We start from the raw sequence: 25858 nt of genomic DNA on the forward strand, positions 1-25858 counted from the left end.
TACATAAAATCATTTCGTCATCACTTCAAAGCCCTATAATAAAGTATACTAACTATACGTCTTTTAAAAATGGATTTGTTATACGCTCTATTCCTAAGGAGGAACTCGGTCCATGACCTGGGTATATAGTATACGAACTATCTAACTCTACTAATTTCTTTAATGTCCTCTGCATATCCTCTGCATTGCCATTGAATGTCTTCACTCTACCTATAGTTCCATTAAACAGTGTATCTCCCGTAAATAATGCCTTCTTATAGGCAATGCAAACACTGCCTGCACTATGCCCTGGAGTTTCCCAGATCATAAGTTCAAAAGAGCCTACTGATAAATTTCCTTCACGGAGGGGCAGATACGGTGTCACAAATCGTTCCTTATAAGCTGAAGGCATACGTCGCTTTACACGCAACAGTTCATCATCCTTTGGATGCATATATACAGGAATATCGTAGACATTTACAATCGCATCGACAGCACAAATATGGTCCGCATGTCCATGCGTTATGATAATTCCTGCCGGTTCTGCATCTCCCATTTCTTTCATAATATGCGCCCCATGAAAGCCAGGATCAATAATCAATGCTTGCCCTTTATCTTTTACAATATAGCAATTCGTTTTATACAGTCCTTGTGGCGTTCTTACGATGTCCATCAAATCGTTGATATCCTTTCCCAGTCTTGGCAAAATACCCTCTCCAAAATCCTGGATGTAACAATACTAGCAAAGTAAATAGTTCCAATCTACCTAATAACATATCTATGATACAAACTAATTTTGCCACTGGAGAAAGTATAGTAAGTGTTTCTGTAGGTCCATATGTGCCAAATGCAAGGCCTACATTTCCTAAACTACCTGCTACCAATGGTAATGTATCTCCCACCGATACACCTGTTGCTGCTATAATAACGCAAGAAATACCAAATACAAGCATATATAAAAAGAAAAATTGTTGAGTAATCTGTAGCCATTTATTAGGCAATACATATCCGTTGAGTCGTACCATTTGAACCATATCAGGATGAATCGCTTTTCGCAAATAAGAAATACTACTTTTAGCTAAAATAATGATGCGTATAATCTTAAGACCACCTGCAGTAGAGCCACTGCAGCCGCCAAAAAACATCCCCATAAATAAAACCATCTGACCTAAACTTGGCCATAAGTTATAGTCAACAATGGAAAATCCAGTTCCCGTCTGCATAGAAACAAGGGTAAAGATGGCATCTGAAAAATGTGTTCCCACTATACGACCTTCATCTACTGCCAAAGAAATTAGCACCAATGTAGAACCAATACTTAAAGTTATCAAATATATGCGATATTCATAATCGCGCCAAATCTCTTTAATACCACGTTGCCATACAGATTGATACACCGCAAAATTACCACCTGCCAGTATCATAAATACCGTAAGTATAATAGAGACCGCATAGGAGTCTGCATACCTGAAAAGACTTCCAGTCATAGGCGCAAATCCACCAGTAGCAACCGTGGAGAAAGTTAAATTAATAGCTTCGAATATACCTACTCCTGCCACCCATAACAATAGAGTGCATACAGTAGTAAAAACGAGATAAATACGCAATAAGTTTCCTGCTACAGAACGTATTCTAGGTAGTACAATGCCTGGTCGTGGAACAGATGCTTCTGCCTCAACTAATGATGCCATCCCAGTTCCTAAGTTACGAAGGAAGGAGAGAACTAATACAATCATCCCCATACCACCGATCCAATTAGTAAGTCCGCGCCAAAGAATAAACGCTCTTGGTAATGCACTTACATCATCAATCATAGTTCCACCGGTAGTAGTAATACCTGACACTGCTTCAAATAAAGCTTCAATATAACTATCAAAGATACCACTCAAATAGTATGGCAAGGCCGCGAAAATTGATGCTAATATCCATGTGGAACTAACTACTAAAAATCCATCCCGCAAACTATAGGTATTCGATTTCGTACCAAATCGATATAATATTAAGCCTAATACTCCAGTCATCAAAGAAGTGACAGGGAAAGAATAATATGGAACCCTTTCATCTAAAAGACCAAAGAAAAAAGGAATTAAGATGAATGCAGCTAAAACAAATAAAACTTGGCCTACAACACGCATAATAGTTTGAATGCGCATAGTCAGTCTCCTTTCTTCTTCCTAATCCCTTAATCACTTACATAGGAAAGTAAAGCATTTACATGTTCTGGTAATGTAAAAATAACAATGTGATCCCCTTCTAATAGTAACGTATCGCCTTTAGGCACTATTGTATGTTCATCCCTTACAACAGCACCAACCAAGGCTTTACCTGGAAATCTTAGATCTTTTAAATACTGATTCATCAAAGAGGAAGTCGCAGTAATTTCAATCTCCACAGCCTCTGCCTTAGAGCCTTCAAAGGTAGATATATTAATTAAATTTTCCCCTTCCCGAATCAACCTTAGAATTTGACCAGATGTTAATAGACGAGGTGAAAACGCTACATCAATACCAACTTGTTCCATCAAGGTAATGTATTCTAATCGACCAACTCGTACAAAGGCTTTAGGAACGCCTAGATGTTTTGCTAATAAAGCCACTAACAAGTTTAACTTATCATCATCTGTCAAACAAATAATCACATCATTATCGCTGATTTCTTCGGCTTGTAATAAATCAATATCTGTACCATCTCCATGAATCACAATGGATCGATCTACTTGCGCTGCTAACTTCTCACATCGATCTATGTTTTTCTCGATGACTTTAACATCATATCCATCTTTTTCCAACAATATGGTTAGATTGCGACCTATGAGTCCTGCTCCTATAATAATAACTCGTTGTGTAGGACTCGTTGACTCATGTAGCCAAACCTCAATCTCATCTATACTCTCTTTAGCCCCTAAAAAGAATACATTATCCATATATTCTAGAGTACTTCCCCCATGAGGAATGATCATCTCTCCACCGCGCATGATCCCCACAACAAGAACGTTGGAAGGCAATGTTAAAGAATGCAAGGGAATGCCTGTAATATCCAGATTATTTCTGATTTTAAACTCTGCTAGTCGCACAGCACCGCTGGCAAAATCTTCCACATCAAGAGCTGCCGGTGTCTTTAAGATTTTATATATCTCACGGGCCGTTACCATTTCTGGATTGATAAATAAGTCGATACCAAGTCTTTCTCTAATAGATGCATTGATATTACTTTCATATTCATTATCCCGTACACGAGCAATTGTTTTAGGGATACCTGCTGCCTTCCCTATCATACAAGCTAATATATTGACTTCGTCTGAATCAGTAACTGCAATTAACATCCCAATATCTTCAACACCGATTTCTTGCAACAAAGAGATGCTACTACCATTTCCTTGCACCAGATACACATCGAGATTATTTTCCAGATTTTTAATACGCTCTGGGCTTTTTTCAATTACATATACGTCATGTTCATCTTGTACTAACCGCTGTGCCAAGGAATATCCTACTTTACCAGCTCCTACTACTACAATTTTCATCGTGTAGCCTCCTTATTCAGTTGCATCCGATGTAATATGATCTGCCTCTGCTACAATGGCTTTTCCTTTATCAGTCAATACAGTCCAACCATCTTCTTGCACAATCAATCCCGCTTTCATCAGATGTCCTAGGGCTCGTTTAAAAGCAGCTTTACTAATGTTAAATTTATCTTTGATAATCGGAGCTGACGTAGTATCACCATACGGCATACGACCATGTCGGCCACCTAAATAGGTCATAATGTACGCTCCATCCGTAGCCAACGCTTCTTCTTTGACAGGGCGCATCGAAATATTAATACGTCCATCGTCACGTTTGAAAGTAATCCGTCCTTCTATCATTTCACCCACCTTCAAACTTCTTGTCATTTCACTACGATGCATAAAAGCAATCCAACGTTCTGGTGTAATTAAAAATGCCCCTTCTGATGTCATATTATAAATGGCACCTTTTACAGAATTACCAATTTTCGCCTCTGTGGCCGGTTTAGAAGCACGACGCATTGCATCATCTACATCCATTGATACCGCTAAGCGTCCTGATTTATCACTATATAGTCGTACCCAAACTCGTTCACCATTTTGTGGCCGGCCACGCATTTCTGCATGAGGCATAAAAATCCCACGTTCTGTTCCTACTTCTACGAAGCAACCAAAATTTGTTGTATTAATGACCTCTACATATCCAATTTGCCCTTCTTTCATAGCTGGCAAACGCATACTCGCAGTTAAACGCCCCTTTGGATCTTTGTATAGAAATACTGTAACTTCCTCACCTATTACTACTTCACTAGTTTGTTGATCTTTATGCAATAGAATATCATCATTCGTATTTCCCGTTTGTCCATCTAAAAAAGATCCTTGCTCACTTTGGCGAAGCACTTTTAAGGTTGCAATTGTATTTTCTGATAAGCTTGTTGCCATATTAGACTCCTTCAAAGGATTCTCTCGGTGCATCCTTCCATAATTCTTCTAATCCATAGAAGTGACGATATTCTCCAGAAAACACATGGCAGATAATATCCCCAAAATCAAGGAGAATCCAATCTCCCTCGCGATACCCTTCGCGATGTAATACAGTCATCCCCTGTTCTGCTCCCGCATCTTCAATAGCATCTGCTACACTTTGGGAATGTTTGATATTGTTGGCGGATACCACTAAAAAGTAATCTCCTAGCATGGTTAGTCCTTCCATATCCATAATGGAAATATCTTCACCTTTTTTATCGTATCCTGCTTGGGCTAAAACTTTTACTACCTCTAAAATTTCTTGCTTCTTTTTCATTCTAACTCCTTATCTACTTGTGGGACTTCCTGGCTCTGTAGTCACACCATCTTCATTTTTCCGTTGTATATCATCTTGTACATTCTTATCATCATGTTTCGGTGACTCTCCTATAACAGGTGTCACCTCTCCATCAATAGGGATATCTCCTACTGTGATTCCTACCAATTGTTGTAACTCGATAGGATCGACATTCCAATAGTCAACCCCTTTAATAGTCTCCGGTGATCCTGGCAGAATATACCAACGAACTTTTTCTTTTGGGAAATCTACTACTTTAGTTAACAATCGAATCCCATCCCAAGTGCTTACGTTAGTACTCATATGGCTCCATTGTCGCCACACACGGAAAGCGGTTCCTAGACTAACATGATTTCTTTCTCGCTCAAAAATAGCCTTTAGCAATCGTTCCTGATGCATTGTTCTAGTTAAGGTATTAGTACCATCATCTAAATAGCGCATATACCCATAGGCTGTTTCACTGGTCAAATCTTGATATCCTTGGTGAATATTGATGTCAATTTGCCCCGTTGTATCATCACGATGAACCATAGATTTTTCTACATACAAGCTAGGCGTCCCAAATATATCTAGCATCGAATGAAAGCTATTACGATCTACTACTGCATAGTAGGGAATCGTAATATGAAACATATCCTCCACCACTGCTTTTGTTAACTCTAATCCTCCCTGCGTATACATAGTGTTAATCTGTTGAGGTTCATCATTATGACGATTTATAATTTTGCTATTACTAGGAATCCCAATAATCTGCATTGTCTTTGCATCCATATTAAAAGCTACCAAGTAGATAGCATCTGCTTGTTGCGGTTGACTGGAGTCTACACCAACAATAAGCATATAGGAAGTTTTAATTGAGTTCAAATCTACAGAGGCCGTAGCATTAACAACCGGTAAATTTTGTATTTCATTACTACTTGTATCTGTTGAACTAGCAACTCCTAGTAAACTTCGTATACCGATGATTAGCGCTCCTACCAAAGCGATCGCTACTACTAGAGCAATAAGTATACGACCCCAACGCATTGATTTGCGCTTTGGTCCCACCTTACGTCGTCTTTGTTCTTTCATTTATAATTCCGACCTTTCTAGTAGTACACTATTTCTACCTTGAATTGTATCTGCATGTATAGTAAGACCAAGATCTAACAAGTGCCGAATTGTCCCATCATAGGCTGATACAACTGCTCGATTTAAATTTATAAATGCCAACTGTCTCAATTCGTCTACACCAGGAAAATTACGGTTAGGCTCAATGTAGTCAGCTAAAAATATAATCTTATCTAAGATGCTCATAGACGTGCTACCTAATGTATGTACGCGAATGGCTTCACAAATATCTACATCCACGATCTGAAGACGTAACTTTGCATAGGCAGCTCCTGCTGGACCATGTAAGAGCGCTCCATTGTTCAACATCTCCTGGTCTACTTCTATATGCCCCTCTTTCACTATGTCTTGCATCTCTTGTAATGATGATTCTTTCATCACATCATGTAATAATGCAGCCATGTGCGCTTGGGTTTCATCGATATGATACGTTCTTGCTAACTTTTTCGCCATTTCCACTACACCTAATGTATGTGTAAAACGTTTAGGTGACAATTTTCCTTTTACATGTTCTGTTGCTTTTTCTATTGTTATAGTTTGTATCACAAATCTATACCTTTCTATTTACCTAAAGCTTTGCATTAACTTCATGATCTAAATACATATGCCCCACTATTAACTACCACTAGGGCATATACTACAGAGAATCAAATTTATACACCATACATCTTATGGTCCTTAATATATTGATATACCAATCGTGGTAGCATATATCTTGTGGATAATCCATGTCGCAAACGATAGCGAAGATCTGTAGCCGATAATTTCATTTCAGGTACTTCTAAGATATGAATTCGACTGCCACGTTGACCAAACCATTCAATAGTCTCACCTATATCATCAGTAGCACCAGGCCGAATAGCACCAATAAACTCGCATATATCCAATAGGTCTTCAATATATTTCCAAGAGGGTAAGCTCTGTATTGTATCAGTACCCGCAATAAAGAAAAATTTCGTATTCGCTCCATATACCTCACGAAAATAACGCAGCGTATCAATAGTATAGGACTTACCGTCACGTTTCATCTCCACATCAGACACCACAAAGTTAGGATTATCCAATACTGCTACTTGTACCATGTCCAATCGATGCTTTGCATCAATTACATCAGTATCCTTATGCGGAGGTTCTTTTGCTGGCACAAAAATAACTCTATTTAAATAAAATGCTTCTAACGCCATTTCTGCAATCATCAGATGACCTAAATGAATAGGGTTAAAGGTGCCCCCCAAAATGCCGATTCTCTTTTCCTTATCTACCATATAACCACGCCCCTACACACACTAGACATACCATGAAAATTATAGCTAATACAAGGCCATAGTACTTCCATTCATAAGCGCCTTTAGGCGATTTCATATACTGAAAGTATGCTTTTATATGCACTAGTTTCATCGTACCTGCCCATGGCCATAGACAAAATATTTATAGCTTGTTAAGGCATCTAACCCCATGGGTCCACGAGCATGCAGTTTTTGTGTACTAATGCCAATTTCAGCTCCTAAGCCAAATTCAAATCCATCTGTAAATCGCGTAGATGCATTCACATAGACTGTAGAAGCATCCACTAAGTTCATAAATCTCTCTGCCTCTATTGGTTTTTCTGTAATGATCATTTCAGAGTGTTTTGTACCAAATGTATTAATATGAGCAATAGCATCATCAATGGAAGATACTACTTTGAAGTTCACAATATAGTCATTATATTCTGTAGACCAGTTATCTTCTGTGGCTGTCTTCACTTGCGAAGACAAACTTTGCACTTTTGTATCTCCATATATGGTAACGCCTTTTTCTTCTAACATAGATACAATCTTAGGTCCTAAATCTTGGAATCTCGCTTCATGTAATAGAATTGTTTCCATCGCATTACATACAGATGGTCTTGATAATTTTGCATTTTCTAGCACTTTTAGAGCCATTGATTCATCAGCAGAAGCATCTACATAGCCATGAACAACACCACTACCTGTTTCTATAACAGGAATTTTGCTGTTGTTCACTACAAATTGAATCAATCCTGCTCCACCACGTGGAATCATTACATCAATCCATTTACGTTGTGCTAAGAATTCACCTACAGCTTCTCGCTCAAGAATAGACACTAATTGAACCAGCTCTTTAGGCGCCCCACAGCGTTCTAAGGAACCTTGCATAATGCCTACCATCGCTTCACTTGTGTGGTATGCTTCTTTACCACCACGAAGAATGATGGCATTGCCTGTCTTAATGGCTAAGGCAGCTGCATCCACTGTCACATTGGGGCGTGCTTCATAAATCATGCCAATAACACCGATAGGGATTTGGCGTTTTTCTATACGCAATCCATTGTCTAAAGTTCGAGTTTCTAACACAGTACCAATTGGATCTCGTAAGGTAGCTACCTGACGAACTCCTTCACAAATTCCTTCGATGCGTTCCTTCGTCAAACGAAGACGATCCATCATCACAGATGGAACTCCATTCTCTTTAGCTTGGGAACAATCCATAGTGTTCGCTTCCAAAATAGTTGGGATTGCCGTTTCTAAATCACGAGCAATCTGTTCTAAGATACGATTTTTATCCTCTGAACTTAGCACTTGTCCTGCCATAGAAGCTGACCGTGCTGCTTTACCTAAATTTTCAAAATATGCAGTATATGGATTCATAATTTACTCCTGTCGCAAGACAACTAAGTTATCTCGATGTACCACTACATGATAGGTATCACGAACACCTAGTATAGTAGGAATATCCTGTGACTTATGTCCTTTAATCTTTAGTAAATCAGAAAGATTAAAGTTTACAATACCACGGGCAATTTCTTCTCCATCGTGAACGATAGATATGGTATCCCCTTCTTCAAATTGTCCTTCAGCAGATAAAATACCTACTGGTAAAATACTAGATCCATTAGTGAGTAATGCATCACGACATCCCTTATCTACATGAATGGTACCTTGCAAACGTGTGCCAAATGCCATCCACCGCTTTTTAATTTGCGGTACATCACGATGAGGCCAGAAGTGCGTGCCTCGTTCTTCTCCATTCATAATAGCTTTAATGCTATCTGAATGATCCCCAGAGGCAATAACCATATGAACACCAGAATTTGTCGCAATATGAGCAGCTTGTATCTTTGTATACATACCACCTGTACCTAAAGAGGAACCAGCTCCACCTGAAATTTCATAAATATAGGGTGTTAATGCCTCTACTTCGTGGATTAATGTAGCATTTGGATCTGTAGATGGATTAGCCGTATATAACCCTTCGATATCAGATAAAATAATCAATGCATCTGCATCAATAATACTGGCAATGTTAGCAGATAATGTATCATTATCACCAATTTTAAATTCATCAATAGCCACCACATCATTTTCATTAATAATAGGAATCACACCTAACCCAATGAGGGCCGTCAATGTATTCCTTAAATTTAGATAATGACTGCGTTTCACCGTATCTTCCCGTGTTACCAAAATTTGTCCTACTGTATGTCCATACTCAGCAAATAGTTTTTCATACATATGTAGTAAAATCCCTTGTCCCACAGAAGCAGCTGCTTGTTTCAAGGCAATATCATCAGGCCTAGATGTAAACCCCAATGAGGGAAGACCTGCGGCAGTAGCCCCAGAAGAAACTAAAATCATTTCTTTCCCTGCATTGGCTAAATTACAAATTTGGCGGACTAACACTTCCATTTTATCAATATTAATTCGTCCATTTGCATGCGTTAGTGAACTTGTCCCTACTTTAACAATCACACGTTTCGCCTGTCGTAACTCTTCTCTCATCGCTTCACCTCATCTAAATTGATTATCTTGGCAATTCAATTTTTGGATCTTTTGCTTTTTTGTACAACACACCATTATGTCCTATAATTTGTACTAATTCTGCGCCTAACATATCTGCTAAGTCTGGCAAAATTTCTTTTGGGTCTTCTAAGCAGTTATTTAATACTTTTACTTTAATTAATTCACGCTTTGTAATGGCTGCTCTTGCACTATCGATAACTGGATTTTCCAATCCTCCTTTACCAATCATAACCACTGCTGGCATAGTACTGGCCAAAGCACGCAAATATCGTTTTTGCTTTCCTGTCATTCTATCTCCTAATCATGGAATGTAAATCGCTGTTCCCCGATGACTACTTCATCACCATCTTGGATGCCACGTTTTTTCAATTCCGCATCTAAATCCATGTATCGCCAAATTTTTTGGAATCTTCGTAGAGCTTGCTCATCATCAAGATTTGTCATAGCCACCAATTTTTCAATACGGGAGCCACTAATAATGTAGGATGCATCATCGCCACGAGTGATAACGAAGTCTGTGTCAGGTTTTGCTTCATAGTATACAGTGTCATCCACTACTTCTGGCTCTGGTACATAATTTTCCACATAGTACCACGCACGTTCTACTAAAGCTGGCAATCTTTCTCCAGTCAATGCATTCACCGCAAATACTTCGTAGTCTTGATCTACAAAGTATTTTGTCACTCTTGACAACGTTTCTTCATCTTGTAACAAGTCTGTTTTGTTCAATACAATTAATTGTTTTTTCTTGCTTAATTTTTCGCTATATTTGGCTAATTCTTCGTTAATTTTATGGAAATCTTCGATAGGGTCACGACCTTCTAATCCAGATACATCCAACACGTGTAACAGAATATTACTACGTTCTACATGGCGCAAGAAGGAATGTCCTAAACCAATGCCTTCACTAGCCCCTTCAATCAAACCTGGAATATCTGCCATAACGAAGCTTTTACCTGGTGCTACAGATACTACCCCTAATACTGGTGTTAAGGTAGTAAAGTGGTACGCAGCCACTTCTGGTTTTGCAGATGACACTTTACGGATGATTGAAGATTTACCCACGCTTGGGTATCCCAATAATCCCACATCAGCTAACACTTTTAATTCAAGGTTTAACCAACGTTCTTCACCTGGTTCACCTTTTTCAGCAAAAGTTGGTACACGATTGGAACTGTTTTGGAACCGAGCATTGCCACGACCTCCTCGACCACCTTTGGCAACCATGTAAGTTTGTCCATCTTCCACTAAATCCGCCATTAATTTACCAGATTCTTCATCTGTTACCGTTGTTCCCAAAGGAACAGAGACAATTAAATTTTCAGCGCCACGGCCATGTTTGTTGGCACTTTGTCCAGCACCACCAGTATCGCCTTTGAATTGACGTTTGTATCTAAAATCAACAAGTGTATTGATATTTCTGTCAGCTTTTAAAATGATGTCAGCACCTTTGCCGCCATCGCCACCATTCGGTCCCCCTTGTGGTACATATTTTTCTCGACGGAAACTACTCATGCCGTTACCGCCATCTCCCGCTTTCACTAATATACGGGCACGATCTATAAACATATTTTTATCCTCTAGCCCTATAGATAGAGCGGCCGAAGCCGCTATATCATAGAGTTTTTACAATTTCTAAAGCTCGATCCAATTGCACATCTTGTTTCGGATTTATTTTGGACGGCTCTACTAATTCGTCTGGTTCAATACCAATACCATCAATCACTCTATCATTTGGTGTGTGATAGCGAGCAATAGTAATCTTTAAACCTTCTCCATTTAAACCTTGTATAACACTTTGTACTGTACCTTTTCCATAACTCTTAGTACCAACAATAGTACCTGATTTCGTATCTTGTACAGCACCAGCAATAATTTCAGAAGCGCTCGCAGAATTGCCATTAATCAGCACAACTAATGGTAACTGCTTGTGCTCTCCATCAGACATATACATTTTTGGCGTACTATGTCGTGTTTTTACTGTCACAATTGGCCCCTTCGGAACCACATATTGACCGATCCCTTGTGCCGTTGTTAATAAACCACCTGGGTTATCTCTGAGATCAAGAATTAACCGTTCCATACCTTGTGAAAGTAACTCTTCGTAGGCAGTTTGAAACTCTCCTACTGTTTTTTCTGCAAACTGAGATATGCGAATATACCCAACACCTGGTTCTACCATACGACTTTTAACAGTAGGCATAACAATCGTTTTTCGCTCAATCTTAACATCTTGAGTTTCACCGTCACGTACAATACGAAGCACCACAAATGTACCAGCCTCACCTCGAATATGCGTTGCTGCCTCTTCTCGTTTAATTTCTGAGACTGGCACTCCGTCGATGGCAATGATTTCATCACCCTTTTGCAACCCAGCAGCCTCCGCTGGTTGGCCTTCCATCGTAGCGCCAACTTTGAGCTTGTTCTCTTCCGATACATCTAGAAGTAGACCAATTCCACTATAGGTAGAAGAAGTATGCATCTCCAATTCTTTCATTTCTTCTTGATCCAAATAGGAGGTATGCTTATCATTCGTACCTTTTACTAACCCTTTTAACATGCCTAAAAAGAGCTCTTCCTTTGGTGGCTCATCCATAGCCATTCGTGTAGTTAAAAAGTATGTATAGGAAAATTTTGCAAATCCTAAGGGAGATCCTGAAATATACCAGAAAAAAGCTGTTAGAACCATGAATGAAGACGCAATTGCTATAACAATACCAAGTGCAATAAGCTTTACCTTACTCCATTGTGATACCTTGTTTGCTAGTCCCATTCCCTCATTAGTATGAGGATACGGAGGCATAGGTGCCCCCGTATATTCATTTACATCGTTCCAAGATGAATTTGTCTCTTGTTCTTTCATGGCAGCCTCTATAAGTATCCCATTGGATCATGAGGTTCACCATTGATACGCACTTCAAAATGAAGATGTGGACCTGTAGAACCACCAGTATTACCGGAGTATGATACTACTTGACCTTTAGAAACGGTTTGACCTGCACTGACTGCGACTTCACTATTATGAGCATATAAAGTAGACATACCATTACCATGGTCAATGATAACTGTGTAACCATACCCACTAATCCAACCTGCTTCTACTACAACACCACCATCAGCAGCATGTACTGGCGTACCTTCGTCAACACCAAAATCAGTGCCCGCATGTAAACGACTTGTACCATAGATTGGATGAATACGCCAACCAAAATCAGAGGTAATTGGAGCGTTAACTGGTGCAGCCAATTGACCAGTACCTTGTACCCACGTGGTAGCTTCTGATGAGCTGCCACCACCGCCAGAACTGCCTGCTGCATTAGCCGCTGCCGCACGTTCTGCCGCACGTTGTTGTAACATCGCTGTAATACTTGCAGAAGAAGCCATCAATTCATTATACGCCCGTTCTGCTGTGTCGCGGTCATTCATAGCTTTTTCTAATACAGCTTGACGTTCTGCTTTTTTCTTATTGATAAGATCTTCTTTTTCTTGTTTTACTTTTTCAAGTTCCAATACTTTGGCACGATCTTCTTCAAGCTTTGCTTTTTTACTAGCAATTTCTTCTCGCTCTACCTTAATTGTATTAATTAATTCTGTATCGGAATGAAGAATGCGTTTTAACATCTCCATACGATTTGCAAAATCACTAAAGTCTTTAGAACCAATCACCACATCTAGATAACTAAGTCGACCATTAATATAAATGTCACGCACTCGTTTATAGAATACTTTTTCTCGAGCTTGAAGTTTATCTTGCGCCGCTTTTAATTCTGCTTCCGTTTTTGTGATCTCTTGGTCCAATTTAATACGGTCAGCTTGAACTTGTTTTAATTCAGCTGTGGCTGTATCTAATTCAATTTGTATAGCATGTAACTGTTCATATACGGTACCAATGGTTTTTTCTGCTTCCGACTTTTTATTCGCTTCATCTGTCATCTGTTGTTGAATATTTGACAATTGATTCGTCAAGTCTTCGTCTTCTGCATGATACCAATACGGTGTAGCCATCATAAGAGAACCGCATAGTAAACCAGCCACTAGTTTAACTGTTTTTCTATCCATGAGTTCCTACACTTTCATATATTGTTTTAACGAAATAGTACTACCGATAGCACCCACAATAATACCAACACCTACTAATCCACCAGATAGCTGATAAATAAATGGCATTAATGGTACCAATGGCATAAATGCAAAGTTAGCAACTACTTGAGCCGTCACATATTGATAGAACTGCCATGTAGCAAGACCTGCAATGATACCACCAATAGCACCTAAGAACATACCTTCTAATAAGAATGGCCAACGGATAAATCCATTCGTAGCACCCACATATTTCATGATTCCAATTTCTTTACGACGCGCAAACACAGTCAAACGAATTGTATTGGAAATAATAAATAATGTTGCACCCGCTAAGAATCCAATCAAGATAATTCCACCGATACGAATAATCTTTGTCACTTCAAAAATTTGCTCAATTACATCTTGTCCATAATGAGCACTCTCTACTTCAGGATATTTAGAAACTAATTCTGCTGTAGATTTAACTTGATCTGGAGTATTGAACGTCAACACATATGATGTAGGTAGTGGATTATGTCCATCTAGAGAGTCCACTAATTGTTGTTGTTCTCCCAAACGTTCTTTAAAGCGCTTCATAGCTTCATCTTTGGTAACAAATTCAATCTCCTTTAAGTCTGGCAAAGCTTTTAGTTTTTTGCCTAATTCCATCACTTGTGGTGTTGTTAAATTATCTTTCAAATAGATACTAATTTGTACTTGGCTTTCTAAATGGGATGCTAAATTATTTAAATTCACTACCCCACAAGCAAATACACCTAAAATAAACAATGACAATGCCACTGTGGAAATAGATGCCAATGACATCAATCCATTACGTCGCATAGACTTAATGGCTTCTTTTATAAAATAGATAAATGTTCTAATTTTCATGGAATTCGGCACCTCTCATTTGATCACTCACTACACGGCCATTTTCTAAGGCAATTACGCGTTTATTCAAATATGACACCATATCCATATCATGAGTCACCATGACAACCGTTGTGCCAGAATTATTAATCGCTTTGAATAAGTCAGAAATATCACGACTCGTTTGAGGATCTAAGTTTCCTGTAGGCTCATCCGCAATGAGTACTAATGGTTTGTTGACAATAGCTCTAGCAATAGCTACACGTTGTTGCTCACCACCACTTAGATCTTGTGGTAAATCGTTAGCTTTATCACTAAGTCCAACTAAATCAAGAACATTCAACACTTTATCTTTAATAACTTTTGGTTTTTCTTCAATAACTTCCAAGGCAAATGCAACATTTTCAAATACTGTTTTAGATGGCAATAAGCGGAAATCTTGGAAAACAATACCTAGTTTTCTACGCAAGTATGGTACTTTGCTCGACTTGATACGCGTTACATCTACATCATTTACAAAAACCGTTCCCGAATCAGGTTTTACCTCATGTGAAAGAAGTTTAATAAATGTGGATTTACCCGCACCAGAGTGTCCACAAACTAGTACAAATTCCCCTTTTTCAATATGAATGGATACGTCCTCTAAAGCGACTGAACCATTATCATACACCTTATGAACATTTCTAAATTCAATCATTCTATCCTTCCCTTCTATTTTCTCCCTATACCGCGTTTGGTAGCAGCCACAATGTCCGCAGCCGTTAATCCATATTTAGCCATCAACTCTTTTGGCGTACCAGATTCACCAAAGGTATCTTTTACACCTACAAATTCCATAGGTACTGGAGCTTCTTTTACTACCACTTCTGCCACAGCACTGCCTAAGCCACCGATAATATTATGTTCTTCAGCTGTAATAATTAATCCCGTTTCTTTCGCTGCTGCTACAATTGCATTTGTATCAACTGGCTTAATAGAAGCCATGTTGATAACTCGTGCAGAAATACCTTCTGCTTCTAGTTGCTGCGCTGCTTCTACAGCTGGACCTACTAAGGCACCACATGCAATAATGGTAGCTTCCTTACCGTCCCGTAATTTCTGTGATTTACCTGGTACAAATGTGTATCCCTCTGGCGTTACATCTTCTACACTCGCACGGCCTAATCGTACATATACAGGACCTTTATACTCAGCTGCCCATGTAATAACTGCTTCTGTTTCTGCTGCATCAGCCGGTACTACTACCGTCATATTAGGCACTGTACGCATACAAGAAATATCTTCTAAACTTTGATGGGTCGCACCGTCTTCACCCACTGTAATACCAGCATGAGTTGCACATACCTTTACATTTAATTTAGGGTAGCATACAGCATTACGCACTTGTTCAAAAGCACGCCCTGTAGCAAACATAGCAAAGGAAGATACGAAAGGCACTTTTCCTGCTGCGGCTAAACCAGCACCCACAGAAATTAAATTTTGCTCTGCAATCCCTACATTAAAGAATCGCTCAGGGTATACTTTTTTAAATTCATCAGTTTTTGTAGATTTTGATAAATCTGCATCTAATACAACAACATCTTTGTTCGTAGCGCCTACTTTAACTAACGCTGTACCATATGCTTCACGAGTCGCTTTTCCCATGATTACACCTCCAACAATTCAGCAACAAATTGATCACATTCTTCTTGTGATGGTGCTTTACCATGCCAACCTGCTTGGCCTTCCATAGCTTGTACACCTTTGCCTTTTATAGTATTCATAATCACCATAGTTGGTTTATCTGTCGTTGCTTTTGCTTCTGTAATAGCCGCATGCAATGCCTCTACATCATGTCCATCTACAACAATGACATGCCAACCGAAGGCTTTGAACTTTTCATCAATTGGCAATGGACTCATAACTTTCGTAATGTCTCCATCGATTTGCAATCCATTAAAATCTACGAACGCCGTTAAGTTAGACAATTTGTAATGAGCTGCAAACATAGCTGCTTCCCATACTTGCCCTTCTTCTATTTCTCCATCTCCTAAAACGGAATATACACGGTACGATGCACCATCAATTTTCCCTGCTAATGCCATACCACAAGCTGCAGAAATCCCTTGTCCCAAAGAACCTGTAGACATATCTACACCTGGAATATATTTCATATCTGGATGACCTTGTAAAATATGGTCAATTTTACGCAAGTTTAATAATTCTTCTGTTGGAAAAAATCCTTTTTCCGCCAATGTTGCATACAAAGCTGGTGCAGCATGTCCTTTCGATAAAACAAAACGATCACGATTTGGATCTTTTGGCTCATTAGGATTCACATTCATCTCTTGAAAGTATAACAGACTCATCACATCAGCAATGGATAAGGACCCACCTGGATGACCAGATTTTGCTGCTGTTACAGCTTTCACGATGTTTACACGAATCGCTTTTGCTTTTTCTTGTATCAATTGTTTTTGTTCAAGTGTTAACATACTATACCCTCCCGTGTTATACACAATTTTAAGGTAAATTATTTATCATGCAGCATGCCAATTGCAATGCGAGCATTCTCTAAGGCAGTTCTTCGTAATTCATGGATATTTTCTAATACAGTTTCTGTGAAAGTTTTTCGGTCCAACGCTTCCACTGTACGCGCCACAATAGGTTCTACTTCTAATGTATGTAAATCACCTATTGGATCTTCACCAATCATATGAAGAAAGTTTAAAATTTTAGGGTCATAAGAGATCCCTAAACAAGGTGTTTCCATTAACGCACTAAATACTAATGCATGGAGTCGTACGCCTATCATGACATCCGCACAACTACTCAACGACAATAACTCTGTCGTAGTATAGGAATCAGCCAAAACCGTCGAAGTAACTGTCATACGTTTGGCAATGGCTTCAGCCTCTATCGTATCCTCTCTATGTTGCATCGGAATGAATACAATTTGGGCATCCTTGGCTATCTGAATTTTATCGAGAGCTTCAGCCAATATAGTTTGATACTCTGTACAATCTTTCCAAGCACGTACAGACACCCCCACAATAGGTCGGTCAAAGTCGACACCATAGGCCGCTAATATTTCACGACCTGACGTGGTATCCACTGGATGCATTCCTAGCACCGCATCAGCCGTTACAGTAATCGGTACATTATGAAGACCTAGTGAAATCAACTCTTCTTTCGATGCATAGTCACGTACAGTAATCATAGACACTTGATTCAGTACACGTCCAACTGTAGTACGAGCTAACGATTTTCGCAGAGGTCCAATACCTTGTGCATAAATCATCACTCGCTTTCCCAACATATTGGCTAAGCTAATAATACTTAAATAGTAGTAAAGGCTCCGAGTGCTCGTTACATCTTGTAACAAGCTCCCCCCACCACTGATGAGCATATCGCAAGAATACACAGCTTGGTATATCTTCCACATATCGAAGCGGCCAATGGCTTTCACTTTGTGAGTATTCATAGTTTCTACTGGGTTTCCAGAGATTACGGTAATATCAGCTTGTGGTTCTAGTTCCAATAATGCTTGTAAGATAGCACTTAATAACGCTTCATCTCCGGCATTACCGAATCCATAATAGCCGGAAATGAGTATCTTACACATGATGATCACCTCTGGACTGGTACCATCGAATACCATATCCTAAAAAGCGGAATGCAATAATGGCTAACACACCTATAGCAATACCTAATAAGATTCCATCATATCCACGTGCAATTGACATATAGACAGGAGTTCGTAAATGGCAGAATGTTTCTACCATGGAAGCAATACCAATCACTGCCGCCACAGATAAGACAAAATGCAAGACCATAGGAATGCGTTTTCCTACAGCATAGGCTGCCAACATAAATGCTGGATGTCCAATTAAAAACTCTTTTTCACGCGGTCGAGCATACATAGTATTTTCTAAGAAACGTCGCAATGCAAGTTCCCAAGATGGCACTGGTACACCCGCTGTATGACCACTACGACCTACAAAGACATAGGCTACCACAGCCAAAGCACCAACAATTAATAAACTATAGACTTTAATATCAATTTGAACAAACTCTGTAATGAATGTTTTTACATCCCTAACGGAAGAAATCGTTCTTCCTTTCCAAATTGGAAAACGCTGTAAATAGGCAATAGCCGTTAATATCACAGGTGCCACAAACGTTAGTTTTACACCATGGAATAAAGCAAACTCCATAAAGAACTGTGTACTTCCCAATAATGCAGCAATACTTATGCCTCCAATGGCAGCAATAGCAGCTGCTACGAGTAGGTACACAATAGCTTCTATAGTACTTCTCCAGGGAGATAATCCTTCATGACTACGTTTTGACCAACAGTCCAACACTAGCGTCATCGCCAATACAGGTGCTGCAATAGCCGCAACCAATGCCCAAGCCGTAACAATTTTCGTTCCCGTTGTCATCAAGTAGATTCCTACTGATAGCAATACACCTACTACGAATATACCGAATAGGTAGGATCTACGCAAACGTATAAATTGCCCTAATGTTAACATGCCTAAACTAATAACTCCCGTCATAGTCAACACTCGTAGTAGTGTATTTGGTGTATATACTGGATATATAGAAGCTTCTCCAATAGTAAAGCCCCGTTCCTCTAATCGTTCCGTCACACTCTTTGCGACAAATAAAGTAGTTTCCAAAGCTGTTCGATTATCAACACCTTGTTCATAAAGTGGGAAAAGATTATATCGAATGTTGCGTTCAATATCGCTAATATAAAACCATTGTATAAGCTCACCTGGAGTTAATTTCCTAACTTCTTCTTTAGATACAGAATATAGCCTTCCCACCTTATAATGGTTAGCATTTGCCATCTCTAAAAAGCCTGCTTGTGGAAAGTATTGCAACTGATTTATCGCTTCTATCCCCACAAGTGGAATATTACGTTGTTCCAGTTGTTCTAATGTACGATCTGCATGAAGGGGGTATCCTAAGGCTTCCTTACCTACAAAGACCATTCCCGTCACACCTTGTATCCCATCAATACGTCGGAATACATGATCCACATCTTCCACAGTCACACCTTTGTAATTAGTAGGACGTACGATTACATGGAAACCTAAATCAGATACTTCTTGTGCCTGCAATCGCGAAATTCCCAAATTCATATCTTTCAAAGAATCACTTGGTACAGCTAATCCTATCATAGGTCCTATAGATGTTTCTATGACATTAACTTTATCCGCCCCTAAACGACGCACCAAGTCTTCTTGTACTTCTTTAAAGTATGCTTCTTTTCCAGTGATAGCTCCTATATAGGTCATCCCTGGCTGTCCACCTACAACCTGCATTTGCTCTAAATCATTCACATCATAGATACGAATATGGCCTGCATCTTTTTCTTTCTGCAGCGTTCTATCATAAATAGCCAATGCGGTGATTCCAGACTCTTTAGCAGCTTTCACAGCATCCGTGAAAGACCGTTTTTCATACGAATTAGATCGAATCAACCCATCATAATCAATGATGTTCTCAACTCGTTCTTGTTCTACCTCTATTAGGTGCCGTTCACGCACTAATATAAGTCCACTCACTATACCAATCGCTAGGAAGGCAAGGAGAATCCATGTATATATGGATAGTTTTTTATGTGGTTTCATTATTCCTCCTATGGTTCGACAGGATGTACATACACATGAATTTCTTCACGCCCCGTTTCTACCCGATCCAAAACGACTGGAATTGGAAAATCATTAAAGTTATACACCGGAATCGATTTTACAGCTCCATTAGATAATCCATGTAAACTAGAGCCTCCGATTGAAAGCTTTTCTGTAGCAAATTGTAAGGTATTCCCTTCAATCTCCAGTTGACCTTGTAAGATCAATTTACCACTTAAAAACCCACCTACATTGATGTGACCTTCCATAATCACGCCTCGATTTGTAACTTCTACTGTTTCAATTGTTAATGCGTTAGCATTTTTATCAGACAAACGTTGTTCAATAACCTGCTTTAAATCATCCTGATGAATCACAGCTTCTATATGACCTTTTCCTAGATTTGTAAACTGTAACCTTTGGTTCATATACAAGTCGGTAGGCGATACTTTCATTTGGCGTAAATCAAAATGCAATCGCTGTACACGTAGTTGACCTAAAGCAACACCATCTAAATCACCTCTAAACGTGTCAATGTCACCAAAGGCAAGTTTGATTCCTGGAGATGATTCCACTCGCAATGATTGTCCTTCCGGATGTAATCTGTCTTGCAAATGTGATTCTAACTGTTCACTAGCCAATCTTGGTAACAACAATGAAGATCCGCCTATCACGATACCAATAATAGCCAAACATACAACAATTGTTTTAAAAAAGAAATTTCTCACTGTCACTCCATTATATTGATAAATTCGCTTCTTTCTTTAAAAAGCCTTCCATAAATTGATCTAAATTACCATCCATGACAGCTTGTACATTACCTGTTTCCACGCTTGTACGATGGTCTTTTACCATATTATATGGGTGGAATACATAGGAACGAATTTGACTGCCCCACTCAATCGCTTGGTATGTACCACCTAATTGTTCCTTTAGTTCTGCTTGTTTTTCAAGCTCTAATTCAAACAACTTAGCTCGCAATAATTTTAAACATTGCTCACGATTCTGAATTTGAGACCGCTCACTTTGACACTGCACAACGATACCTGTAGGAATATGAGTCATACGAACAGCGGAGTCCGTTTTATTAATGTGCTGTCCACCTGCACCACTGGCACGGTACGTATCTACCTGTACATCCTTCATGTCCAAATTAATCTCCACAGTTTCATCAATTTCAGGCATCACATCTACAGCACAGAATGATGTATGTCGGCGCGCTGCTGAATCAAATGGAGAGATACGAACCAATCGATGTACCCCTTTTTCTGATTTCATGTAGCCAAAAGCATTTTCACCCTTGATCAGGAATGTAGCACTTTTAATGCCTGCTTCATCACCTACTTGTTCATCCATAAGGGAAATACTATATCCTTGTTTCTCTGCCCACCGCAAATACATGCGAATCAACATAGAGCACCAGTCTTGCGCTTCTGTACCACCTGCACCAGCATGAAATGTTAAAATGGCATTATTTTTATCATATTCACCACTTAGTAACAACAAAACTTCGCGATGCTCTACTTCTTCGGTCAATTGCTTTACGATGGTTTCCAGTTCACTCTCCATAGAAGTATCTTCCTCTTCTATAGCCATCTCTAACATCAATTTCGCATCTTCAATGTCCGTGACTAGCTTTTTATAGCCTTCTACGGCATCTTTCAACTGTGTTGCTTCTTGCGAAATATCACGAGCAGAATCTGGATCATTCCAAAATTCTGGATCGCTCATTTTTATATCTAGTGTGAGGATACGTTCTTCTTTTTGAGCGATGTTAAAGTGAATCCCTCATTCCAAAAATACGCTCCTCTAAATTGTCAATAGGACCTTTTAAGTCTTCTAACAATTCTTTCACCTCTTTCTATAGTACAATAAAAATGGCCACACAGGAGATGGTATCACCTCGCTGTGGGCCATGAAAGTCTAGTCTACGTTTTGTGGTTCCAACACGTCTTCATGGTGGGTCTTAGCATCAGCTAGATGATCAACCGGTTCTTCTTCTGCTATTGTTTCCACATTAATTTGGATTCGGTATAAATACATAATCGTATCATCCGTAATAGCTTCTTTCATACGTTCAAACATGTCAAAGGCTTCAAATTTATACTCTACTAATGGATTTTTTTGTCCATAAGCACGCAATCCAATGCCTTCTTTTAACATATCCATAGAATCTAAATGTTCCATCCATTTGCTATCCACAACTTTTAGCATAATTGCTTTTTCTAGTTCTCGCATATTCGCTTCACCAATCATGGCTTCTCGTTGTTCATACTCACGATGTGCAATATCAATTAGATGTTCTTGTAATTCAGCGCGACCAAATTCTTCCATTTGTTCTACTGTTAACATACCTGGCTCTAAGAAATAAATTTCTAGGTGTTTCAATAAGCCTTCGTAATTCCATTCTTCTGGATATAGTTTTTCGTCTGCATACTGGTTCATAGAACTGATAATGAGGTTATCTACCATATGCAAAATTGTGTCTCGCAAGGATTGATTATTCAAAATCAAGCGACGTTGTTCGTATAATACTTCCCGTTGTTGATTCATAACATCATCATATTCCAAGATATACTTACGAATATTAAAGTTATGATTTTCTACTTTTTTCTGTGCTCGTTCAATAGATTTCGTAATCAAGGAATGTTCGATTGGTTCATCTTCTTCCATTCCTAATTTATCCATCATACCAGCAATGTTATCGGCTCCGAAAATACGCATTAAATCATCTTCCAAGGACAAGAAGAATTGAGAAGATCCGTTATCTCCTTGACGACCGGAACGGCCTCGAAGCTGATTATCGATACGACGACTTTCATGTCGTTCTGTACCTAAAATGTGCAAGCCACCTAGTTCAGCCACTCCTTCTCCTAAGGAAATATCTGTACCACGACCCGCCATATTGGTAGCAATGGTTACCATGCCATACTGACCAGCATTGGCAACGATTTCGGCTTCTTGTTCATGATGTTTCGCATTCAATACGTTATGTGGAATGCCCGCTTTTGTCAGCATATCACTCAGCATTTCAGATTGTGTAATCGACGTAGTCCCCACCAAGATAGGCTGACCTGTTTTATGGCGTTCTACTACATCGCGTACAACAGCACGATATTTTGCTGCTTTAGTTTTGAAAATAAGATCTGGCATATCAATACGAGCCAATACTTTATTTGGTGGAATTTCATATACTTCCAATCCATAAATATTATTGAACTCTTGTTCTTCCGTCTTCGCTGTACCAGTCATGCCAGATAATTTTTCATACATACGGAAATAGTTTTGGAACGTAATAGATGCCAATGTTTGGCTTTCACGTTCTACTTTTAAACCTTCTTTTGCTTCAATAGCTTGATGCAATCCGTCAGAATAACGACGACCAAACATAAGACGTCCAGTGAACTCATCGACGATAACAACTTCGCCATCTTTCACCACATAATCTTTATCTCGCTCCATCATAGCATAGGCACGAAGAGATGCGCTCAGCAAATGATTCAACTCCAAGTTAGAGGAATCATATAAGTTTTCAATGTGTAGCATTTTCTCAACTTTAGTAATCCCCTCTTCTGTAGGAGCTATTGTTTTTTGTTTTTCATCAATTGTATAGTCTTCATCTTTTACAAGATGCGGCACAATTTTAGCTAACTCATAATAACGTTCTGTAGAGCGTTCACCTGGACCAGAAATAATCAACGGTGTACGGGCTTCATCAATCAAAATAGAGTCCACTTCATCCACAATTGCATAGTTTAAAGGTCGTTGCACCATTTGATCAGCATGCACTACCATGTTGTCACGTAAATAGTCAAAGCCAAATTCATTATTTGTACCATATGTAATATCAGAAGCATAAGCTTGTTTACGTTGGTCATAATCTAAACCAGCCACAATAAGACCCGTTGATAAGCCCAAGAAATTATACAGTCGACCCATCCATTCGCTATCACGACGCGCTAAATAATCATTGACAGTAACAACATGAGCACCTTTTCCTGATAATGCATTTAAGTACACTGGTAATGTAGCTACTAATGTTTTACCTTCACCTGTACGCATTTCAGCAATATTACCGCGATGCAACACTACACCACCAATCATTTGCACATCAAAATGACGCATCCCCAAAACACGTTTAGAAGCTTCGCGAACAACTGCAAAAGCTTCTGGCAAAATATCATCTAATGTTTCACCTTCTGCCAATCTTGTTTTGAACTCTTCTGTTTTTGCTTTCAATGATGCATCACTTAATGCTAACATGGACGGTTCTAATTCGTTAATTTCATCTACGATCAATCGAATTCGTTTAATTTCTTTAGCATTTTTATTTCCTAGTAGTTTTTGTATAAAACCAAACAACTATATCAACTCCTTATATTAGTGGAACGAATTTCTTTTCAATACTATGTATCTAGATTATTATAGCCTACTAGAGAGTAATAGTCAAAAAAAGAACTGATATTAACAATAATATCAGCCCTTTTTTTGCTATGCCTATGGAATTATAACTATATGAAATCAGTTAACCCACTTCTGGCTCTAGCAAACCATATTTTCCATCATGACGTCGATAGACTACATTCATGGTTTCAGTATCATCATTGAAGAACATAAAGAAATCATGTCCTAATAAATTCATTTGTAAAATAGCCTCTTCCACACTCATAGGACGTACTGTAAAATGTTTCCGTTTTACCACTTCTAATTCTTTTTCTTCTTGTACAGGTTCTACAGGTGCTATATCAATATGGAATCCAGTTTCCTTGCGGAATCGTTTTGCCAATCGAGTTTTGTGTTTATGTATTTGACGAATAATTTTATCTACTACTAGGTCGATGGCTGCATACATATCAAGATTGCTTTCAACGCCTCGCAACACTACACTTTCTACAAAACAAGTTACTTCTACTTTGCGCTCTTCTTTTTCTAAGGACAATAACACTTGAACTGTTACTGGTGTTTCGAAATAACGAGATAACTTTTCCAACCGTTTTTCAATATATTCACGTAACGCTACTGTTACTTCAAGATTTTTTCCTCGTACCGATAATTTCATAGTACTCACCCTTTCTTATATTGCATATATTATGGTTGTATTTATAGTATTCGCCGTAAGATGAAAAACTCCTTTAATTTAGGTTATATATTTTTGTTAATAGTAACACTAGCAACAAAAAAAGACTTAGGAATATTCCTAAGCCTTTTCTTGATATTATGCTTTATATACGTTAGCCGCTTGAAGACCACGGTTGCCATCTACAATTTCAAATTCTACTTGTTGTCCTTCAGATAAGGACTTAAAGCCATCTTCTTGGATTGCAGAAAAATGTACGAATACGTCGCTACCATCTTCTCTTTCAATAAAGCCATAACCTTTTTCTGCACTGAACCATTTTACTTTCCCAAGCATGATAATTCCTCCTACCTTTAATACTGCAAGCGATTTAGATTATCTAAATCTTGCTTTCATGTTATCACTATAAATGTATGGTGTCAATCAAATTTTAACTTTATTTTCAAGTATTTTCTATATTGATATAATTCATTAGCATTATTATTCAATTATGCTAATTTTACT

Annotated in this window: 25 protein-coding genes; all 25 read right to left on the reverse strand. The window is 38.7% G+C overall.

Annotation, left to right across the window (positions count from 1 at the left end; translation table 11 throughout):
- Window positions 1–52: 52 nt before the first annotated feature.
- The 25 genes from EO122_RS00715 to EO122_RS00835 all read right to left on the reverse strand — a co-directional run bounded on the left by EO122_RS00715 (window position 53) and on the right by EO122_RS00835 (window position 25690).
- Complete coding sequence (locus EO122_RS00715) at window positions 53–652, reverse strand: MBL fold metallo-hydrolase (RefSeq protein WP_127008954.1); 600 nt, start codon at window positions 650–652, stop codon at window positions 53–55.
- Window positions 618–2132 (reverse strand): TrkH family potassium uptake protein, encoded by a 1515-nt coding sequence (locus EO122_RS00720; RefSeq protein WP_127008929.1) that lies wholly within the window; start codon window positions 2130–2132, stop codon window positions 618–620. Before EO122_RS00720 ends, EO122_RS00715 begins: the two co-directional genes overlap by 35 nt.
- Window positions 2133–2161: 29 nt before the next feature.
- Entirely contained in the window at window positions 2162–3502 is a 1341-nt protein-coding gene (gene trkA / locus EO122_RS00725) for a Trk system potassium transporter TrkA (protein ID WP_127008930.1), read from the reverse strand.
- A gap of 12 nt (window positions 3503–3514) precedes the next feature.
- Window positions 3515–4426, reverse strand: a complete 912-nt coding sequence (locus EO122_RS00730; protein ID WP_127008931.1) for a S1 RNA-binding domain-containing protein — start codon at window positions 4424–4426, stop codon at window positions 3515–3517.
- Between the two features lies 1 nt (window position 4427).
- Window positions 4428–4787, reverse strand: coding sequence for a ribosome silencing factor (gene rsfS / locus EO122_RS00735; RefSeq protein ID WP_126938168.1), 360 nt, complete (start codon window positions 4785–4787; stop codon window positions 4428–4430).
- A 9-nt stretch (window positions 4788–4796) separates the two neighbouring features.
- A complete protein-coding gene (locus EO122_RS00740; RefSeq protein ID WP_127008932.1) occupies window positions 4797–5879 on the reverse strand; it encodes an LCP family protein in 1083 nt (360 codons plus the stop codon).
- Complete coding sequence (yqeK, locus tag EO122_RS00745; protein WP_240632620.1) at window positions 5880–6464, reverse strand: bis(5'-nucleosyl)-tetraphosphatase (symmetrical) YqeK; 585 nt, start codon at window positions 6462–6464, stop codon at window positions 5880–5882.
- 107 nt (window positions 6465–6571) lie between these two features.
- Window positions 6572–7183, reverse strand: coding sequence for a nicotinate-nucleotide adenylyltransferase (gene nadD, locus EO122_RS00750; RefSeq protein WP_127008933.1), 612 nt, complete (start codon window positions 7181–7183; stop codon window positions 6572–6574).
- Between the two features lie 129 nt (window positions 7184–7312).
- Window positions 7313–8569, reverse strand: coding sequence for a glutamate-5-semialdehyde dehydrogenase (locus EO122_RS00755; RefSeq protein ID WP_127008934.1), 1257 nt, complete (start codon window positions 8567–8569; stop codon window positions 7313–7315).
- Between the two features lie 3 nt (window positions 8570–8572).
- Window positions 8573–9700 carry a glutamate 5-kinase gene (gene proB, locus EO122_RS00760; protein WP_127008935.1) on the reverse strand — a complete coding sequence of 376 codons (1128 nt, stop codon included), beginning with the start codon at window positions 9698–9700 and terminating at the stop codon, window positions 8573–8575.
- Window positions 9701–9722: 22 nt separating this feature from the next.
- The gene (gene yhbY / locus EO122_RS00765) at window positions 9723–10010 is read right to left on the reverse strand and encodes a ribosome assembly RNA-binding protein YhbY (protein WP_126938173.1); all 288 of its coding nucleotides are present in this window, start codon (window positions 10008–10010) and stop codon (window positions 9723–9725) included.
- Window positions 10011–10018: 8 nt separating this feature from the next.
- The gene (gene obgE, locus EO122_RS00770; protein WP_127008936.1) at window positions 10019–11290 is read right to left on the reverse strand and encodes a GTPase ObgE; all 1272 of its coding nucleotides are present in this window, start codon (window positions 11288–11290) and stop codon (window positions 10019–10021) included.
- 46 nt (window positions 11291–11336) lie between these two features.
- Window positions 11337–12584, reverse strand: a complete 1248-nt coding sequence (locus EO122_RS00775; RefSeq protein ID WP_240632621.1) for a S41 family peptidase — start codon at window positions 12582–12584, stop codon at window positions 11337–11339.
- Window positions 12585–12592: 8 nt separating this feature from the next.
- Window positions 12593–13780 carry a murein hydrolase activator EnvC gene (locus tag EO122_RS00780; RefSeq protein ID WP_127008937.1) on the reverse strand — a complete coding sequence of 396 codons (1188 nt, stop codon included), beginning with the start codon at window positions 13778–13780 and terminating at the stop codon, window positions 12593–12595.
- Between the two features lie 6 nt (window positions 13781–13786).
- Window positions 13787–14674 (reverse strand): permease-like cell division protein FtsX, encoded by an 888-nt coding sequence (gene ftsX / locus EO122_RS00785; RefSeq protein ID WP_126938176.1) that lies wholly within the window; start codon window positions 14672–14674, stop codon window positions 13787–13789.
- Window positions 14664–15350 (reverse strand): cell division ATP-binding protein FtsE, encoded by a 687-nt coding sequence (gene ftsE / locus EO122_RS00790; RefSeq protein WP_127008938.1) that lies wholly within the window; start codon window positions 15348–15350, stop codon window positions 14664–14666. The genes ftsX and ftsE overlap by 11 nt, the downstream gene beginning before the upstream one ends.
- A gap of 14 nt (window positions 15351–15364) precedes the next feature.
- Window positions 15365–16297 (reverse strand): transketolase family protein, encoded by a 933-nt coding sequence (locus EO122_RS00795; RefSeq protein WP_127008939.1) that lies wholly within the window; start codon window positions 16295–16297, stop codon window positions 15365–15367.
- A gap of 2 nt (window positions 16298–16299) precedes the next feature.
- Window positions 16300–17127 carry a transketolase gene (locus EO122_RS00800; protein ID WP_127008940.1) on the reverse strand — a complete coding sequence of 276 codons (828 nt, stop codon included), beginning with the start codon at window positions 17125–17127 and terminating at the stop codon, window positions 16300–16302.
- A gap of 38 nt (window positions 17128–17165) precedes the next feature.
- Window positions 17166–18257, reverse strand: coding sequence for a polysaccharide pyruvyl transferase CsaB (csaB, locus tag EO122_RS00805; RefSeq protein ID WP_127008941.1), 1092 nt, complete (start codon window positions 18255–18257; stop codon window positions 17166–17168).
- Entirely contained in the window at window positions 18250–20277 is a 2028-nt protein-coding gene (locus EO122_RS00810) for a DUF5693 family protein (RefSeq protein ID WP_127008942.1), read from the reverse strand. Before EO122_RS00810 ends, csaB begins: the two co-directional genes overlap by 8 nt.
- An 8-nt stretch (window positions 20278–20285) precedes the next feature.
- Entirely contained in the window at window positions 20286–21005 is a 720-nt protein-coding gene (locus EO122_RS00815; RefSeq protein WP_164725918.1) for an LmeA family phospholipid-binding protein, read from the reverse strand.
- Between the two features lie 10 nt (window positions 21006–21015).
- Window positions 21016–22123, reverse strand: a protein-coding gene (prfB, locus tag EO122_RS00820) for a peptide chain release factor 2 (RefSeq protein ID WP_206168495.1) whose coding sequence is annotated in 2 segments (ribosomal slippage) — window positions 21016–22065 and window positions 22067–22123 — 1107 coding nt in all. Because the reading frame shifts where the segments join, the coding sequence is not laid out codon by codon here.
- Between the two features lie 77 nt (window positions 22124–22200).
- Window positions 22201–24639, reverse strand: coding sequence for a preprotein translocase subunit SecA (secA, locus tag EO122_RS00825; protein WP_127008944.1), 2439 nt, complete (start codon window positions 24637–24639; stop codon window positions 22201–22203).
- A 163-nt stretch (window positions 24640–24802) separates the two neighbouring features.
- Complete coding sequence (hpf, locus tag EO122_RS00830; RefSeq protein ID WP_127008945.1) at window positions 24803–25336, reverse strand: ribosome hibernation-promoting factor, HPF/YfiA family; 534 nt, start codon at window positions 25334–25336, stop codon at window positions 24803–24805.
- A gap of 156 nt (window positions 25337–25492) precedes the next feature.
- Window positions 25493–25690: a cold shock domain-containing protein gene (locus EO122_RS00835; protein WP_009354004.1), complete on the reverse strand. Its 198-nt coding sequence runs from the start codon at window positions 25688–25690 to the stop codon at window positions 25493–25495.
- Window positions 25691–25858 lie beyond the last annotated feature (168 nt).

The organism is Veillonella sp. CHU110, from assembly GCF_003992255.1.
Lineage (GTDB): Bacteria > Bacillota > Negativicutes > Veillonellales > Veillonellaceae > F0422.

Excerpts from the sequence above, each read along its gene's own strand:
- EO122_RS00715 (WP_127008954.1), bottom strand. The coding sequence starts at position 652 with ATGGACATCGTAAGAACGCCACAAGGACTGTATAAAACGAATTGCTAT.
- EO122_RS00720 (WP_127008929.1), bottom strand. The coding sequence starts at position 2,132 with ATGCGCATTCAAACTATTATGCGTGTTGTAGGCCAAGTTTTATTTGTT.
- trkA (WP_127008930.1), bottom strand. The coding sequence starts at position 3,502 with ATGAAAATTGTAGTAGTAGGAGCTGGTAAAGTAGGATATTCCTTGGCA.
- EO122_RS00730 (WP_127008931.1), bottom strand. The coding sequence starts at position 4,426 with ATGGCAACAAGCTTATCAGAAAATACAATTGCAACCTTAAAAGTGCTT.
- rsfS (WP_126938168.1), bottom strand. The coding sequence starts at position 4,787 with ATGAAAAAGAAGCAAGAAATTTTAGAGGTAGTAAAAGTTTTAGCCCAA.
- EO122_RS00740 (WP_127008932.1), bottom strand. The coding sequence starts at position 5,879 with ATGAAAGAACAAAGACGACGTAAGGTGGGACCAAAGCGCAAATCAATG.
- nadD (WP_127008933.1), bottom strand. The coding sequence starts at position 7,183 with ATGGTAGATAAGGAAAAGAGAATCGGCATTTTGGGGGGCACCTTTAAC.
- EO122_RS00755 (WP_127008934.1), bottom strand. The coding sequence starts at position 8,569 with ATGAATCCATATACTGCATATTTTGAAAATTTAGGTAAAGCAGCACGG.
- proB (WP_127008935.1), bottom strand. The coding sequence starts at position 9,700 with ATGAGAGAAGAGTTACGACAGGCGAAACGTGTGATTGTTAAAGTAGGG.
- yhbY (WP_126938173.1), bottom strand. The coding sequence starts at position 10,010 with ATGACAGGAAAGCAAAAACGATATTTGCGTGCTTTGGCCAGTACTATG.
- obgE (WP_127008936.1), bottom strand. The coding sequence starts at position 11,290 with ATGTTTATAGATCGTGCCCGTATATTAGTGAAAGCGGGAGATGGCGGT.
- EO122_RS00775 (WP_240632621.1), bottom strand. The coding sequence starts at position 12,584 with ATGAAAGAACAAGAGACAAATTCATCTTGGAACGATGTAAATGAATAT.
- EO122_RS00780 (WP_127008937.1), bottom strand. The coding sequence starts at position 13,780 with ATGGATAGAAAAACAGTTAAACTAGTGGCTGGTTTACTATGCGGTTCT.
- ftsX (WP_126938176.1), bottom strand. The coding sequence starts at position 14,674 with ATGAAAATTAGAACATTTATCTATTTTATAAAAGAAGCCATTAAGTCT.
- ftsE (WP_127008938.1), bottom strand. The coding sequence starts at position 15,350 with ATGATTGAATTTAGAAATGTTCATAAGGTGTATGATAATGGTTCAGTC.
- EO122_RS00795 (WP_127008939.1), bottom strand. The coding sequence starts at position 16,297 with ATGGGAAAAGCGACTCGTGAAGCATATGGTACAGCGTTAGTTAAAGTA.
- EO122_RS00800 (WP_127008940.1), bottom strand. The coding sequence starts at position 17,127 with ATGTTAACACTTGAACAAAAACAATTGATACAAGAAAAAGCAAAAGCG.
- csaB (WP_127008941.1), bottom strand. The coding sequence starts at position 18,257 with ATGTGTAAGATACTCATTTCCGGCTATTATGGATTCGGTAATGCCGGA.
- EO122_RS00810 (WP_127008942.1), bottom strand. The coding sequence starts at position 20,277 with ATGAAACCACATAAAAAACTATCCATATATACATGGATTCTCCTTGCC.
- hpf (WP_127008945.1), bottom strand. The coding sequence starts at position 25,336 with ATGAAATTATCGGTACGAGGAAAAAATCTTGAAGTAACAGTAGCGTTA.
- EO122_RS00835 (WP_009354004.1), bottom strand. The coding sequence starts at position 25,690 with ATGCTTGGGAAAGTAAAATGGTTCAGTGCAGAAAAAGGTTATGGCTTT.